The organism is Neobacillus sp. C211, assembly GCF_051842875.1.
GTDB lineage: Bacteria > Bacillota > Bacilli > Bacillales > Cytobacillaceae > Neobacillus.
In genome coordinates this window covers 1-15,371 of sequence record NZ_JBPXRO010000047.1, presented here as the reverse complement: position 1 = coordinate 15,371, position 15,371 = coordinate 1, and the positions used below count along the sequence as shown (strand labels likewise).

The following is a 15,371-nucleotide window of genomic DNA, read 5'->3' as shown; positions in this document are numbered from 1 at the left end:
TATCCTCAAATTATTTTTATATCTGGTTAAAATATGAAAAAGATTGGAAATTGGAGGTGGTCAGTGGAAATGGGAACAATGAGCTGGAAAGGGAAGAAGATTTCAAAATCGAATCAAAGTCAAAAGCAATGGTCATATAACCAGGAGGATGATTCCAACAGCTATCAACTAAAAGGTCATTTTCAGGATGATTTAAAACAGTTGAAAATGATTTTTGAACGATCTTCCGATAGTGTTTTCCGTGAATTTCAGCTAGCTGGGATACAAAAAGGAGGTCTTATTTATTTAGATGGCTTGGTGGATATACAGATGATTGATTCTGACGTGTTGAAACCATTATTGGATATTGGGAAAGGGACGTTTCTTTCCGTAACAATACCATTGAAAAAAATGGACACTTTTCTTCAGGATTCAATCATCTATGTTTCGCAGGTGAGTATAGGGACGACGATAAAGGAAGTCGTGGATCATATTTTGAATGGGGACACCGTTCTATTATTGGATGGAGTAAATCAAGCTCTTTTTATCAGCGCTCAAGCTTGGGAAACGAGATCCGTCGAAGAGCCAGCGACGGAAGCGGTGATTCGGGGTCCAAGGGAAGGATTCACAGAAAACCTGAGAACCAACACCAGTCTTGTTCGTAGAAGGCTAAAAACGCCTCAACTCAAAATGGAATCCATGACTGTAGGGCGGTTATCAAATACAAAAATGGTCATAACCTATCTAGAGGATATTGCGGAGACATCACTCATAGCCGAGGTCAAGGAAAGAATCAGTCAAATCGATATCGATGCCATTTTAGAAAGCGGATATATCGAAGAACTTATTCAGGACAATCCCTTATCCGTTTTCCCACAAGTAAACAATACAGAACGTCCGGATAAAGTAGCTGCTTATTTATTGGAAGGGAAAATTGGGATTCTCATTGATAATACTCCCTTTGCTCTGCTCGTCCCGGTTAGTTTTTATGAAATGCTCCAATCGAGTGAGGATTACTATCAACATTTTATGGTTGCAACGGTAATCCGATGGCTCCGCTTCTTCATGTTGGCGGGCGCCTTGCTTTTACCTTCTCTTTATATTGCGATCACGTCCTATCATCAAGAAATGCTTCCCACTACCTTATTACTGAGTGTGACTTCAAGCAGGGAAACTGTTCCTTTTCCAGCCATAGTGGAAGCTTTAATTATGGAAATCTCATTCGAGGCATTGCGGGAAGCTGGTGTACGATTGCCACGTCCTGTTGGACAGGCGGTTAGTATTGTTGGCGCACTTGTGATTGGACAGGCAGCAGTACAGGCGGGAATTGTTTCCGCTTCAATGGTTATAATCGTTTCCATAACAGGTATATCTTCGTTTATTTTCCCAGTCTTTAGTCAGGGAGTCGCCATTCGTTTGCTCCGTTTTCCCATGATGATGTGTGCTGGGACACTCGGGTTGTACGGCATCTTGGTGGCAAGTTTGATTCTTTTAACTCATATGGCCGGGCTTCGCTCATTCGGTGTTCCTTATTTGTCTCCAGTGGCGCCTATGAATTTCTCCAGTCTTAAAGATACTTATGTACGTGCACCTTGGTGGAAAATGATAGATCGTTCCGATCAAACGGGAAAAAAGAATCGTAAACGAATGAATCATTTAATGCGTCCACGGCCGCCTCAACGTAGGAACTAGCGGATTCGTGGTTCGGAGAGGAAATATTATGAGAAAACTAGGAATTTTAGTCATAAACGGTATGATAATATTCTTGCTAACTGGCTGTTGGAGCCGGGTAGAGATCAATGATATTGCGATAGTAACGGCTACAGCCATTGATAAGATGAGTGACGGTAAAATCCGTGTATCGATTCAAGTTGCAATCCCAAAGCAGCTTGGTCCTGTAGGAGCCGGTGGTACTGGTAGTGAAAAGGAAACGACTATTCTTATTTCAGAGGCGGGGCAAAGCGTGATGGACGCCTACCGGAGACTTCAAGAAAAATTACCGCGTCGCATATTCTTTTCTCATAACAGGATTCTGATAATTGGGGAAAAGGCAGCAAGGGATGGGGTTTATCCAATTTTGGACTTCATTTCAAGAGTAAGAGAGTCACGTATGCGCAGTTTTATTTTGTTTTCAAAGGGTGAAGCCGCACCACTATTGAAACTAACTCCCACCATTGAGCGATACACTGCAGAAACCATTCGGGAAGAGGAGAAAGAAGGGGTCGGAGTAAGGATCATGATAAAGGACTTTTTCAGTACGCTTACGACTGAAGGTATCTCGCCTGTCGCTGCTCAAGTCGCAATAAGACCTGAAGAAAATGAAGAAAATGGTGGGAAGTCTAAGCTGACTCCCGCCATTATTGGAACAGCTGTATTTCGTAAAGATAAATTGGCAGGATGGATCAATGATAAGGATACTCGGGGAGTGCTGTGGCTCCGCAATGAGATGGAGAAAGGAAATATCACGGTGACGATACCGAAGGAAAAAGGAGGGGGGAAAATCAGTGTTCAGCTTATAAAAGGAAGGACAAAGGTTAAACCAATACTTATGCAAAACAAGGTGAAAATGAACGTAAATATTCATTCGGAAGTTGAACTGTTTGAAAATAGTTCCAAATTAGATCTGGGTAACCCTAAGGTTTTGCAATATGTTCAAACATTAATTCAAAAAGATGTCGAAGAAAGGTGTAGATTAGCACTCTATAAGGCGCAAAAACAGTACCATTCTGATATATTTGGGTTTGGAAATGCTGTATATCGTACCCATCCAAGAGCATGGAAAAAACAATATAAAAAAAAGTGGGCTGAGGAATTTCCCAAACTCAAGGTTAGCGTAAACCCACACGTTTCCATCCTTAGAACAGGGCTTTCCCTCAAGTCCCCAGAAATGAAAGATTGAATGAAATTAAAGTAAACCAAATTGACAACCATTACCGTATTTTGTATAGTAAGTGGCGAGGATTATGATTGGAGTGAATCATTTGATTTCAAACGCTGAATTACAAAATTTAGATCTTATCGACTTATTAAGTGAGCGTCATAGTTTGGTCCGAAGTATATCGGAGAAAGCTTGGAACGATCAAAGTGAGATTTATATTTCAAATTCTGAATGGTATATCATGGCTAGGATTTATAAAAAACAGCCTAGCATTTCGTATGTTACAAAAAATGTAGAAATTTCACGTCAGGCGATACATAAGTTTATCCAAAAGCTTTCTGAAAGAGGATTAGTTGAAATCAACAATGTAGAAAACAACAAGAAGGAAAAGTGTATCCAGTTAACAGCTTTAGGAGAAGAATGCTACGAAAAAAACGAGGCCCTTAAAGCCAAACTTGAGAATAAAATCGCAGAAAAAATAGGGACTGAACAAGTAAGTATTCTTAAAGGAATATTAAAGTTAGATTGGAAAATATAAAAAATAGGAAAAGACCCTCGCTTTGTTAATCTAATTAAAAGATTTATTCCTTTTTTGTTGGAAATTACCTTAAAATTCTTGAAATATGGAAAACTTTATTGATATAGTAATAAAAGACCCGTCCGTATGAAGGAGTTTTTCAACAGAAATGGATACAAAACTTCGGACCTTTACTCAAAAATGCAAGAGATTTATACGATCAAGTTAGTAGCAGATGGGTTTTCAAAAGAAACTGCTCATTCAATTGCTCTCATGACGGCTTCTATTGAAGGTGGAATTATGCTTTGCTTGACACAAAAAGAAAGCAGTCCACTCAAAATTCTTTCGCATGTATTACCCAATTTATTAAAGAAGTTCTAATGAATCAATAAATCATTGTTTGCTAATAACCCTTACTTTGTCAATCTATTTGACGAAGTGGGGGTTTTTTCTTTTTCTAAAATAGTCAACTCAGTTGATAATAACTTAATAAAAAAATATTGTCAACTGAGTTGACATAGAGAAAAAATTTTTGATATAGTTAACGAACCGTTTAGTGTTCGGGGGTGTACTACGGATATGATCTTTGCTGAAATTGAAATTACGGCAATTCTTTTTAGGAAGAAGGGAAGACGAAGGGGTAAATGAAATTTTAATTAAAGGAGTTTTTATTAGTGAATCAACAAATGAATACAGTTCAGAAACAAAAAATCAAGACTGATTCGATGGTGAAAAAACAATACAAAACAGCTCCGATTATGGCGGCTCTTTTTGTAGCTGGATTTGTCGGGCTTTTTAGTGAAACTGCATTAAATATTGCCTTAGGAGATTTAAGTCAAATATTTAAAGTGAATGCAACGACGGTCGGATGGTTAGCAACAGGCTATTTCTTAACATTAGGTATTTTGGTACCAGTAACGGGTATTTTGATGCAAAAATTCACAACAAGACAAATGTTTTTGACTGCTATATCACTTTCCCTTATCGGGACCATTTTAGCAGCATTAGCACCTGTATTTAGTCTTTTATTGGTGGCACGTGTTATCCAAGCAGCAGGATTAGCGATTTCTTTACCTTTAACGCAAAATGTTATTTTTACCATCTTTCCACCAAATAAACGAGGCGCCGCGATGGGAATTATGGGCTTAGTTATGTTAGCTGGTCCAGCCTTAGGCCCAACCATTGCAGGACTTATTTTAGATACATTATCCTGGCATTGGATTTTCTGGGTTACCTTACCGTTCTTACTGTTCTCTCTTATTTTTGGACTCCTTTATTTACCGAATGTGAATGAGATTCGTAAGGTTTCGATAGATGCAGTATCTGTTATTCTCTCGACGATTGGATTCGGTGGGGTCGTTTACGGATTCAGTGTATCTGGTGATGCCGGTTGGACTAATGCAACTGTTCTTGGGTCCATCATTGTCGGATTAGCAGCACTTATAATTTTTTCCATTCGTCAAACAAAAATGGAGAATCCGATGCTGAATCTAAGAGCATTTAAGTACCCACTATTCGTACTTGGTGTCTTTATGAGTTTTATTACGTTCTTTAATATGCTGTCTATGCTTGTCATTTTACCAATGTATATGCAAATGTCTTTATTAATTGCAGCTTTTACAACAGGTCTTATCTTGCTGCCAGGCAGCTTACTAAACTGTGTATTAGCTCCAAGCATTGGTAGTCTATTCGACAAATATGGTCCGAAAGCGGTTATTATACCTGGAACCATTTTAGTAGCGATTGGTTATGCTCTCTATGCACAATTTGGCACAGAAACGGCTTTATGGATGGTCGTGGTAACTCATATTTTCATGATGTTGGGTATAGGGGCGGTGCTTGCCTCTGTACAAACAAACACATTAAATGCTCTTCCGAAACAATATTATCCAGATGGAATCGCTATCACTCAAACGATTCAACAGGTAGCTGGCGCTATTGGTATTGCGGTAATGGTATCGATTTTTTCATCCAAAGAAACTAGTTACTTAGCATCCACTGCCAATGAATTGCCACATGCAGCAGCAGCGGGAACTTCCCTAGTGTTTACAATCAGTTTAGGGTTAGCGGTGATTAATGTTGTATTGTCATTATTTATCAAAAAGCCAAATTAATCTAAAGAAAAAAACTGTTTTCTAATAATTTTAGAAGGGAATTAGAACGGATGCTAAATCATTATAAAAGTATTTTAGTAGCTGTAGACGGTTCAAAAGAAGCAGCTAAATCTGATGTTTTAGTAATCCGCAGACCTAGTTTACATGCTGTAATAGATTAATTGTAGTTCAAACATAAACGGGTGAATAGGATTTTTATCACGTAATTAGCATTTATCCATGTTTTTAGGATACTTTTTATCAAAAAATTTAATAGTTGCAAAAATGTTTGTTAGCCATTCGTAAAAGCGATCTTTTACGGGTGGTTTATTTATTTTTAGCAAAAATTGAAAAATAGAACAGGTAGGAGAAGGTAAAGAGTATTCCTATTTTCCTGTCTGAACAGTATAATCATGAAGGGGAGTTGATACATATGAATAAAAAAGATATCGCTGATATCCGTAAGCAATTTAAATTCGACAATGATCTCATGAAAATTCAAGAAATCTTCAATGTTTATGTTCAGAAAGAAACAGGTGAGATTTACCATCATGTCAGTCAACCGTTTCAAATGTTAGAACTAGAAGCACAAGAATTGTTTTTGACCAACTTTAAAAAGGTTTTGACTGGTTATCTCGATGCCAAACTGTTTGAACTGAAATTTATCCGGGATGTAGAAGACAGTACACAACATATCCTCTTCGAGGGATTACGAGCTGATTCAACAGAAGATTGGAAAGAAAACATGCTGCAAATTGTCGGAAAAATGTTTGCTCATACGGTTTATGAGTTTGATACAATGGTGACGTTTATTCGAGGAGAATATCGAAAGGCTACCAGGAAACGAGACCTAGAGTCCGAAGAAGGTGGGAATGATGAAGTTTATTCCAACGAGTTTATCCTCTGCAGTCTCAATAAAACGGATCAGCCGAAAAAAGCCTTGCTGTTTGATTATATCGAGAAAGAATTCAAATCGAATAACGTCTTTGATCCAATTATCAATCTAGCGTCTCCATTATCTGGCTTTCTGTTCCCTGCTTTTAATGACAATTCTGCAGATGTAAACCATATTCTTTATTGTGCAGGAAAAGCGAATCAACCAGATGGGACATTTATTGAAGAGGTCCTCAATTGCGAAGAGATCATTACTGCTCAGGAAGATAAGGACAGCTTCGAACAGATCTTAAAAAAAGTAATAGGAGACCAAGTGGATTCCAAGGTCATTTCGAATGTCTATGAGGAAATCGATAAAATGGTCCAGGAAAATGAAGAAAGCGAAGAAAGTGAAGCGCCTACGTTGGATTATCGGGACATCGAACGCATCTTAACAGTGAGCGGGGTTGAAAATGTCGAGACTGCCCAAGTGGAACATGCCTTCAAAGCTGTCGTTGATGACGAAAAACATGAATTCAAAGCAAGCAGTTTAGTTCCTAAATCCATAAAAATCAATACGAAAGTGGCAGATGTATCCATCAGCCCGAAAGAGCTGAAAAATGTAAAATATATTATGTACCAAGGAAAACGGTGCCTATTATTGGAGATTGATGAAGATGTGGTCGTGGAAGGATTTCGACTAGAATCGGAGACGCTCTAATCCGTTTCAGGGACAGATAACGAACTTTCCTTTGATAGTTATAACAAACAGAGAGAACGCAAATTTTAGTTAGGTCTAAATGTGCGTTCTCTTTATAATTAAAGATGGAACCACAAAGCCTTAAATTATCTAACAAATTTACTTCTTTCTACTACTTTATTATTCTTTTAAAGATGATTCACATAGTAATGACAACTTTTCCTTGAGCATGACCTTCTTCAAAATACCTGAAAGCCTCGGGCACTTCACTCAACTTATAACATCTATCAATAACGGGTTTTACTTTACCGGCTTCAAGAAGTTCTTTTATATAAATCAGATCTTTTTGGTTAGACCTTTGTAAAAAAGTACCCATTTTCTTATTCCCGGTCATTGAAATCCAAGGCCCAAGGGCCATTGCTTGAAACATTTGTGCTCCGGAACCCCCGACGTGAACAAAAATTCCATTGGGACTTAATGTACGCTTATATACTGATAGTGGTTTATGTCCGTTCACCCCAAGTATAAGGTCATAATTCTGCATTTTTCGGGAAAAATCTTCCTTTGAATAGTCAATGGCATGGTCTGCTCCAAGAGATTGCAAAATATCTAAATTTCTCGTACTGCACACCCCAGTTACCTCAGCCCCAAAGGATTTGGCAATCTGTACGGCGAAAGTCCCGACACCACCAGAGGCACCATTAATCAATACCTTCTGTCCCGACTGGATCTTGCCTTTATCACGGAGGCCCTGTAACGCAGTGACTCCCGCCATAGGTACAGCTGCAGCTTCCTCAAATGAAAGATTGGCTGGTTTCAAGGCTAATACATTTTCAGGAACAGAAACATATTCGGCAAAACCACCCCAACCACATCCAGATAGGTCTCCGAATACCTCATCGCCTGGTTGAAACTGCGTAACATCTTTGCCAACTGCTTCAACCATACCTGCTATGTCGCCTCCAGGTATGGGGTATTTTGGTTTCAGAAGACCGAAAGCAAACCGTGCTAAGAACGGTTTGCCCTTTAAAAGGACTAGGTTACCATAATTCACCGATGCTGCATGAATTTTAACAAGTACTTGATTATCCTCTGGGATAGGCTTTTCCACCTCTGTTAATTCAAGCACATCAGTTGGGCCATATTTGTTAGAAACGATAGCCTTCATAATTAAGCCTCCTAATTTGCTTCGAATTTCTCCATTAAATCCATTATATGATAAATCTCTCTAAAGACCTTAAAATTAAAAGATATTCCAGTTAAAGATATTTAGACTGGAATCAGTAAAAATATTAAAAAGGAAGATTATCATGGATTGTCCTTGATATGACAATTTAAGTCAATGTCTACCGAACATGTCATTTTTTATCGACAAGTATTGTTTTCAATTTAAAAGGTATAATTATAAAATTAAGAATGTTAGAAAAATTAATAGAGGAGGTCTTTTAATGAGGAAGAAAAAAAGGGGAATGGCTATAGTAGCCAGTAGTGTTTTGGCAATGTCTCTATTATCTTTTTCAACCAGTGTGCACACATCAGCAAGCTCACAGACTGTAAGCAAAAATTATCTTATTGCTTATAGTCAGTCATTACCAAAAGACTATCAAACTGAAATTAAAAATGCTGGTGGAGTAGTAGTAAAAGCTATTCCTGAGATTGGCGGATTGGAAGTTCGTTCAACGAATCCCAATTTTCTCAACCAGTTGAAATCAAGCGCTACTATTGTAGCAGCCAATGTTGAAAAGTCCTTCAAACTGGAGGATGGACAGCCCGAGGCTGCTAATGGTCAACCTGTGACTCTTCATACAGATTCTAATGGTACATATTGGAGCCTTCAATGGGATATGCAGCGATTGACCAATGACGGAAATTCCTACGATCTAGAATCAGGTGGAACTAAAACAAGCAGCGGGGTCGTTCATAAGGCAGTTGTCGGTGTAATTGACTCAGGGATTGATCAAACACATCCTGATTTAAAGGCAAACTATATTGGTGGTAAGAACTTTGTACCTGCTGGCGGCTATTATGGAGATGTTCCAGAAGAAAAAGGTAACACTACGAATGTGACAGATACAAATGGCCACGGTACACATGTGGCTGGTTCCATCGCTGCTAATGGAAAAGTAAAGGGAGTTGGTCCTGACTTAGGGATTCGTGCTTACCGTATATTCGATTCTAGTGGAAGTGCTCCAACAACACCTATCGTAGCAGCAATCCTACAGGCTGCAAACGATGGTGTCGATGTTATTAACATGTCAATTGGCGGATTTGATAATCTGAAGTATTACTATGAAGGCACTCGTTATTCTGATATTGCCGATATTCTCCTTTGGAAGCGGGCAATCAAATATGCTGTTAATAAAAATGTTACCGTTGTTTCAGCGGCGGGGAATGAATCTCTGAATTACGCTGATAAAAAATCCCTTACTGATTATATGAATGTAACATATGGTGATTTAGGAATCACTTTTAAAGGCGTAACGGTTGAGGTGCCGGGAAGTACACCGGGCGTTATTACCGTCTCATCATCCAATAAGTGGTCAACCGATAAACTAGCTTTCTATTCAAACTATGGAAATAGTTTTATTGATGTAGCTGCTCCGGGAGGAGACAATGGTCCAGAATATGATGCATCACGTAATTTAGCAAAACGTGATTTTACGTATCGGACGCTGTCAACTTGGCCAACGAATTTACCACCAAGCAGCGCTACTACATTAACTCCGGCTTATGCTTACCTGCACGGAACTTCCATGGCTTCACCAAAAGTAGCTGGAATTGCAGGAGTAATTAAGGCGGCTCATCCAGAATTTACACCATCTCAAGTGCAGGCACTGATTGAAAAGACTGCATTCGATTATGGGAAAAAGGGACATGATCCTCTTTTTGGATCTGGCGAAGCAAATGCGTATACCGCATTAACAGGAAAATAAATTAATATGCCTTGCCCAAAAGAAATGGTAAATGATTTCTTGGGCAAGGCTTTTTTTGGGGAGAACATCCTAATAGTTGCAATAAGTCATATTCTAATAGGAACTAATGGTTCTAAGGTTTCGAAAGATGAAACTTTCTATAAAGAATGTGAGTTATCACTTAAACAGGCTACTATTGTTGGTACAGAAAAAGCAAAAAATGGAATAGGGAGAGTGAAAGAGGAAATCATTTTGATTTCCTTTAACAGGTAAAGTTGCTATTCAAGGAAATTTAATCTAAAAGTGAAGAACTAATATAAACAGCTGTACCCCACATGAAGATAGCTGAAATTTTATTTAGGACCGCTAGATATTTTCCTGATTTATCTATTTTTCCGAGCATTCTTCCTGTTATGCCCAATCCTGCAAACCATACCCACGAAACGAATATACATGCCACAGCAAATGCTACTTTCTCAAAGCCTATGTATTTTACGGAACTTGTTCCGATAACACCAACGGTATCTAAAATGGCATGTGGGTTTAGTAATGACACTGACATAGCAAAAGATATTTGTTTTTTGTATGAAAAAGCTAATCCTACTTCCTGTACATTTTGAGGCTTAGACCTCCATACAACAAAACCCATGTAGAGTAAAAATAAACTACCAATTATATAAAGAACTGTTTTTATCCAATATGAACCAAGTACAACGACTGACACTCCTAAGACCGCTATTGAAATAAGCAAAGTATCACAAATAGCCGCGGTAATAATGACTGGCAGTGCCCTCACGAATTTGGGCTGACTTGCACCTTGATTGAATACAAAAACATTTTGTACCCCTAAGGGTAGGATTAAGCCGAATGCTAAGATCATGCCGTGTATAATTGCTTCTAACATTTTTCTCCCCCTGAAATGTAATAACTGCATTGTATTAGATTTGATTACATTCGTCTCCAACCAATTGGATGGAATATTACCCAACCAATCATTTATAATTAATCTAAAAATGATAGGGGAGTTCCTTTTGATAGAAAAAGACTGGATCCTAAACAAATCCTCCTTAATTCCACTCCATCAACAAATCTATGAATTTATGAAGAGAAAAATAATAAACGGTGAATGGACGGTTGGAACTAAAATTCCTACGCAACGAGATTTAGCAAAGAAATTCAATGTGAATCGGAGTACCATTGTTTATGCACTTGATGAGTTATCTGCAGATGGGTTAATCGAATCAAAAGTTGGAAGAGGGACATTTGTGGTCAATAATACGTGGAGTTTACTTGCTTCAATCCCGCCGCCTGATTGGAACAGCTACGTTAAGTCAGGATCTTACCAACCCAATAACAAAACAATTCAAGAAATTAATAGAGCTGAAATTAATCCAAACGTAATACGCCTTGGAACGGGAGAACTTTCACCAGAGTTGTTGCCTGTCAAAGAAATGGAACAAATGTTCAAGAGGCATTCTCCCCATACGATTTCGTTAGGATACTCGGAGCCAAAAGGAAGTCTCTATTTAAGAGAAATGATAAGCAATTATTTAAAAACGAAGAATATAGAAGTTTCCCCTCCATCGATAATGATTGTTTCAGGAGGACTACAGGCATTGCAATTGATTTCATTAGGATTATTGCACCGTGATTCAACCATTTTTCTTGAAACGCCTTCTTATCTAAATTCAGTGCATGTATTTCAATCAGCAGGAATGAACTTACTTGGAATTCCCATGGATGATGAAGGGATAAGACCCGAGTTGATTGGGAGGTTAAAAAAGCAGCATAATGGTTCATTACTTTACACCATCCCAACTTTCCATAATCCCACGGGTATTTTAATGTCAGCTAATAGAAGAAAGGAATTGTTAGATGTCTGTAGAGATGAAAAGCTGCCAATTATTGAGGATGATGTCTACGGAGATTTATGGTTTGAGAACCTGCCACCGAATCCATTAAAATCCATAGATGGTCATGGACTTGTCTTATACATAGGGAGTATGTCTAAAACTCTGAGTCCTGGTTTACGAATTGGTTGGATCGTTGGACCAGAACCAGTGATAGATCGGTTAGCTGATATAAAAATGCAAACTGATTATGGCTCAAGTTCTTTATCTCAATTCATCGTCGCAGAGTGGCTATCAAGTGGTTTATATGATGAACATATAAAGAAGATAAGGACAGAACTCAAATTCCGTAGAGATTTCACCCTTGAAATACTAAATACCCATTTTAAGCAATTAGCCACATGGAATATCCCACAGGGTGGTTTTTATATTTGGATGCAAATCAAGAGACAAATTTCAATTAGAAAATTATTTGAAAAAGCACTAAACGAGGGGATTTTACTAAACCCAGGAAATATTTACGACAGTAATAATCACTTTCATCTTCGTTTGTCCTATGCCTATGCATCACTACACGAATTAAAAAAGGGGCTAATAAGACTTTCACAATTGATTGAAGAAATCTCCAATTAGGCTAATGGGTGCTTGAATTCAAAAGGGTTGCTGCGGCGATCCTTTTTCTTATTCGAAGGTGGCAGGTTACTTGAACAAGCAAAATACCTTCGAGTGGAGCAAGCTAATAGCATTTTTAAATATTAAGATTATGTAAATATATGTAAATTTTTGTCCTTGTCCAATTCGATTTTTAATGTTCTGACATACGATGTTCTATCTAATAATTAAGGTGGTGATATATTATGTCAGATGATTATGGCGTTAATTTTGCATTATTCGTGGTGCTTTTCATCCTTTTAATTATTGTCGGTATATCTTTTCGTTAAATACTAGTTTTAAATAAAACAAATTAAGCCGAACTTTTATAATTGTTCGAGCTATAGGCTCTCAAGGAGGAATGAGTAAAAACATGGAAATTGAAGTCACAATCATCATGCCTTCATATAACCGCTATCCCCTTAATCTGCTTAGCCTTTATGCATTGGAGAAACAGTGCTTTGATTTATCCAAAATGGAAGTGATATTGATTGATGACGCCTCTACCGACCAGACCCCAAAAATTAAGGAATACTGTCCTCCCTACCATTTTCAATATATTCGCAATAGTACCAATGTTGGAGTTGCTGCTTCAAGAAATATTGGTCTTAGGCATGCGAGAGGAGAGATTATTATCATTTTGGATGCAGAAACCATCGTTTCCCCTAACTATGTTACCCTTAACCGCCAGCATCATCTAACTCACGAGAAATCCGTTGTTATTGCAGGAAGCAAGCGGGGGCGCATTTATACTTTTTTTTCCCCGGATTTTACTAATAATCAAATCAACGCGATTTATAAGTGGAGCGAAAAAAATTCTCTCTTCAACCAACGCCTTAAAGAGGTGGTATCGCAAGAACAGACACTTAGTAGCTTAACGACTCATATCAGGCTTTTACAAGAGCCCCAACAAGTGGTTAAGAGAGAGGATATTGACGATATAAAAAATTTATGCTCGATGGTAAAATACAGAAGTTATGCTCATCATTTATTAAAATACCTTAGGGAACATTTTTATAGCAGCCCATTGCGTTGGATGGCTTGCTTAGGTTTTCTTTCCATTAAAAGAAGTTTTATGGAGGAAGTCGGCGGCTATGAGGAGAATTTCCAAGGATGGGGACCCGAGGATGCTGAGTTGGCTTATAGATTATATAAGGCCAATGCTAATTTTATTATCGAAGAAGATTTAGAAACGTTTCATCAAGAACATCCGCCGTCGAAAACGAAGGAGGAAGATATGAACTTAAATCGTCTGTTGTTTCAACTAAAGCATCCGGTTCTTGATGTATCCATTAGAGCCCTGCACTCTATTCATCCGACGGATTATGGACTCATGGAAAAGATTATATTAGAACATCAATCCCTTACTGCAAGCTTTCCCGATGAGTTTCATGAATTTAACCAAGCAATCATAACATTACTTCATCAAATTCGTATAAATATTGCAGAAAACCGCCCCCCTGTTAACCTAGTTCAAAATACCGGGTTCGGCGACGACTCGATTGCAATGGAACGTATCCTGATCGAGAGAGATCACATACAATCCTGTGGTAAATACAATCATCTTGTATGGTTGTTCGATAAACTGAGTACGATCTAAAGATGAGTGGAGCAGGTCTTCCATACAGGGGAAGAGGCAATTTTACTGAGCAATCTGGTGCCGACCAGGATAGGGTTGACTGTCAGATAAATGTTGGTCTTTCTATTTCAGTCTGCTAACCTCTTCACGTATATCATGCTTCCATTCTTGGAGGCTTTTTCTTATTGTGGGTAATTTATCTGGAAAATTGAATAAGACATATAAAGGCAGGTAAAACAATTGTTAAATGTTTTTTGCTTACTTCGTATGTGACATGCGCCCATTTCATACATATAAACTAATGGGATTTCAGTTTAATCTGTGTTTTTCATAACGATAATTGACACTAACCATAGAAAAGGCCGAACTAGTTACCATTCATCAGTATGACGCACCTGCTGTAAGAAAACCTATGCAATTGAGGACGGGTAAATGAAAAAACAGGAGGGGCAGTGTATGAAATTCACGATACAGTATATACCACTGGACAAAATCAAACCTGATTTATCGTTGAAAATTACTGAGCATATTAAGAAACTGCAGAGATTAATGTGGGACTGCATGTTTGTTTTGGTTGTCAAAAAAAATCGGAAGGATGGCAGTTACATCATTGTTAGCGGGCAAGATCGATTTGAATCCCTTAAAAAACACACTAAAAATATATATGCGCCATGTATAATCGATAAAAGTAACAGTTCGACCGGAATAAAATCATGGCTTCAGCGGTTACGGAACAAACAACCCCTAGATGACTTTCCATTAATGCCGACCAGCTGGTCAATCGTTCGTTCCTTTTTGAAACAAGAACCCCGTTTTAAACATCTCTCCCGATCCGAACAGATAAGAGTGCTACTTATAGCAGTTCGGTACAAAAAAACCGTGATTTATTCAATGAAAAGTACAGTAAATGAAATTCTAAGAAGTAAAAAGTAATTCAACCTTCAAACTCAGTTGAAAAAAGAAAGTTAAGGACAGCCCGATTTTACCTCAGGATTGAAGTGAAATTGGGCTGTCCTTTCATTATTTACTTCCAAAGCCTTTTACACCTGATTTTTATCAAAAATATGGTGAGCTTTCATGGACTGTTTTTGATGTAATTTGGGAATGCAGAATATTACATAATGTTGTAACCCCTTGTTGTAATAATTGCTCGTTCATATAAGAGTAACTTACTCGTAAGTGATGATTTTCTTGCTCAACCGGATAACACGCTGAACCGGGCAAAAAGGGAAGGTGATAGTCAGGAACCAATTCATCAATAGAAACAAATTCATAATCACTTTGGGTAGATACTCTTGGTTTAAACATAGATTTCACCACTTAATTTTTTATTGTTTGG

14 protein-coding genes are annotated in these 15,371 nt (G+C 38.0%); 11 read left to right on the top strand and 3 right to left on the bottom strand.

Annotated elements, in window-relative coordinates; genetic code table 11:
- Positions 1-69 precede the first annotated feature (69 nt).
- The 6 genes from ACSU6B_RS27025 to ACSU6B_RS27000 all read left to right on the top strand — a co-directional run bounded on the left by ACSU6B_RS27025 (position 70) and on the right by ACSU6B_RS27000 (position 7,061).
- Positions 70-1,671, top strand: coding sequence for a spore germination protein (locus tag ACSU6B_RS27025; protein ID WP_410889483.1), 1,602 nt, complete (start codon positions 70-72; stop codon positions 1,669-1,671).
- A gap of 28 nt (positions 1,672-1,699) precedes the next feature.
- Positions 1,700-2,878 carry a Ger(x)C family spore germination protein gene (locus ACSU6B_RS27020; protein ID WP_410889469.1) on the top strand — a complete coding sequence of 393 codons (1,179 nt, stop codon included), beginning with the start codon at positions 1,700-1,702 and terminating at the stop codon, positions 2,876-2,878.
- 64 nt (positions 2,879-2,942) lie between these two features.
- Positions 2,943-3,395, top strand: coding sequence for a MarR family winged helix-turn-helix transcriptional regulator (locus ACSU6B_RS27015; RefSeq protein WP_214711929.1), 453 nt, complete (start codon positions 2,943-2,945; stop codon positions 3,393-3,395).
- Positions 3,396-3,521: 126 nt separating this feature from the next.
- Positions 3,522-3,755, top strand: coding sequence for an LmrA/YxaF family transcription factor (locus tag ACSU6B_RS27010; RefSeq protein ID WP_410889468.1), 234 nt, complete (start codon positions 3,522-3,524; stop codon positions 3,753-3,755).
- A 305-nt stretch (positions 3,756-4,060) separates the two neighbouring features.
- Complete coding sequence (locus ACSU6B_RS27005) at positions 4,061-5,488, top strand: DHA2 family efflux MFS transporter permease subunit (RefSeq protein ID WP_410889482.1); 1,428 nt, start codon at positions 4,061-4,063, stop codon at positions 5,486-5,488.
- Between the two features lie 412 nt (positions 5,489-5,900).
- Positions 5,901-7,061 (top strand): DUF4317 domain-containing protein, encoded by a 1,161-nt coding sequence (locus ACSU6B_RS27000; RefSeq protein WP_410889467.1) that lies wholly within the window; start codon positions 5,901-5,903, stop codon positions 7,059-7,061.
- A 178-nt stretch (positions 7,062-7,239) separates the two neighbouring features.
- On the opposite strand, the gene ACSU6B_RS26995 is transcribed toward ACSU6B_RS27000, so the two are convergent.
- Positions 7,240-8,208 carry an NAD(P)-dependent alcohol dehydrogenase gene (locus tag ACSU6B_RS26995; protein WP_410889466.1) on the bottom strand — a complete coding sequence of 323 codons (969 nt, stop codon included), beginning with the start codon at positions 8,206-8,208 and terminating at the stop codon, positions 7,240-7,242.
- Positions 8,209-8,488: 280 nt separating this feature from the next.
- Here ACSU6B_RS26995 and ACSU6B_RS26990 point away from each other — a divergent pair, with 280 nt between their 5' ends.
- Positions 8,489-9,973: a S8 family peptidase gene (locus ACSU6B_RS26990; RefSeq protein ID WP_410889465.1), complete on the top strand. Its 1,485-nt coding sequence runs from the start codon at positions 8,489-8,491 to the stop codon at positions 9,971-9,973.
- 271 nt (positions 9,974-10,244) lie between these two features.
- Here the strand turns inward: ACSU6B_RS26990 and ACSU6B_RS26985 are convergent, their stop codons facing one another.
- Positions 10,245-10,856, bottom strand: a complete 612-nt coding sequence (locus ACSU6B_RS26985) for a LysE/ArgO family amino acid transporter (protein WP_410889464.1) — start codon at positions 10,854-10,856, stop codon at positions 10,245-10,247.
- Between the two features lie 127 nt (positions 10,857-10,983).
- Here ACSU6B_RS26985 and ACSU6B_RS26980 point away from each other — a divergent pair, with 127 nt between their 5' ends.
- The 4 genes from ACSU6B_RS26980 (at position 10,984) to ACSU6B_RS26965 (ending at position 14,965) form a co-directional block, all read left to right on the top strand.
- Positions 10,984-12,435, top strand: coding sequence for a PLP-dependent aminotransferase family protein (locus ACSU6B_RS26980; RefSeq protein WP_410889463.1), 1,452 nt, complete (start codon positions 10,984-10,986; stop codon positions 12,433-12,435).
- Between the two features lie 224 nt (positions 12,436-12,659).
- On the top strand, positions 12,660-12,743 hold the full coding sequence (locus ACSU6B_RS26975; RefSeq protein WP_168246159.1) for a YjcZ family sporulation protein: 84 nt from the start codon (positions 12,660-12,662) through the stop codon (positions 12,741-12,743).
- Positions 12,744-12,814: 71 nt separating this feature from the next.
- Positions 12,815-14,053 carry a glycosyltransferase family 2 protein gene (locus tag ACSU6B_RS26970; RefSeq protein ID WP_410889462.1) on the top strand — a complete coding sequence of 413 codons (1,239 nt, stop codon included), beginning with the start codon at positions 12,815-12,817 and terminating at the stop codon, positions 14,051-14,053.
- A gap of 435 nt (positions 14,054-14,488) precedes the next feature.
- Positions 14,489-14,965, top strand: coding sequence for a hypothetical protein (locus tag ACSU6B_RS26965; RefSeq protein WP_410889461.1), 477 nt, complete (start codon positions 14,489-14,491; stop codon positions 14,963-14,965).
- A gap of 123 nt (positions 14,966-15,088) precedes the next feature.
- On the opposite strand, the gene ACSU6B_RS26960 is transcribed toward ACSU6B_RS26965, so the two are convergent.
- On the bottom strand, positions 15,089-15,340 hold the full coding sequence (locus ACSU6B_RS26960) for a hypothetical protein (RefSeq protein WP_410889460.1): 252 nt from the start codon (positions 15,338-15,340) through the stop codon (positions 15,089-15,091).
- Between the last annotated feature and the right edge of the window lie 31 nt (positions 15,341-15,371).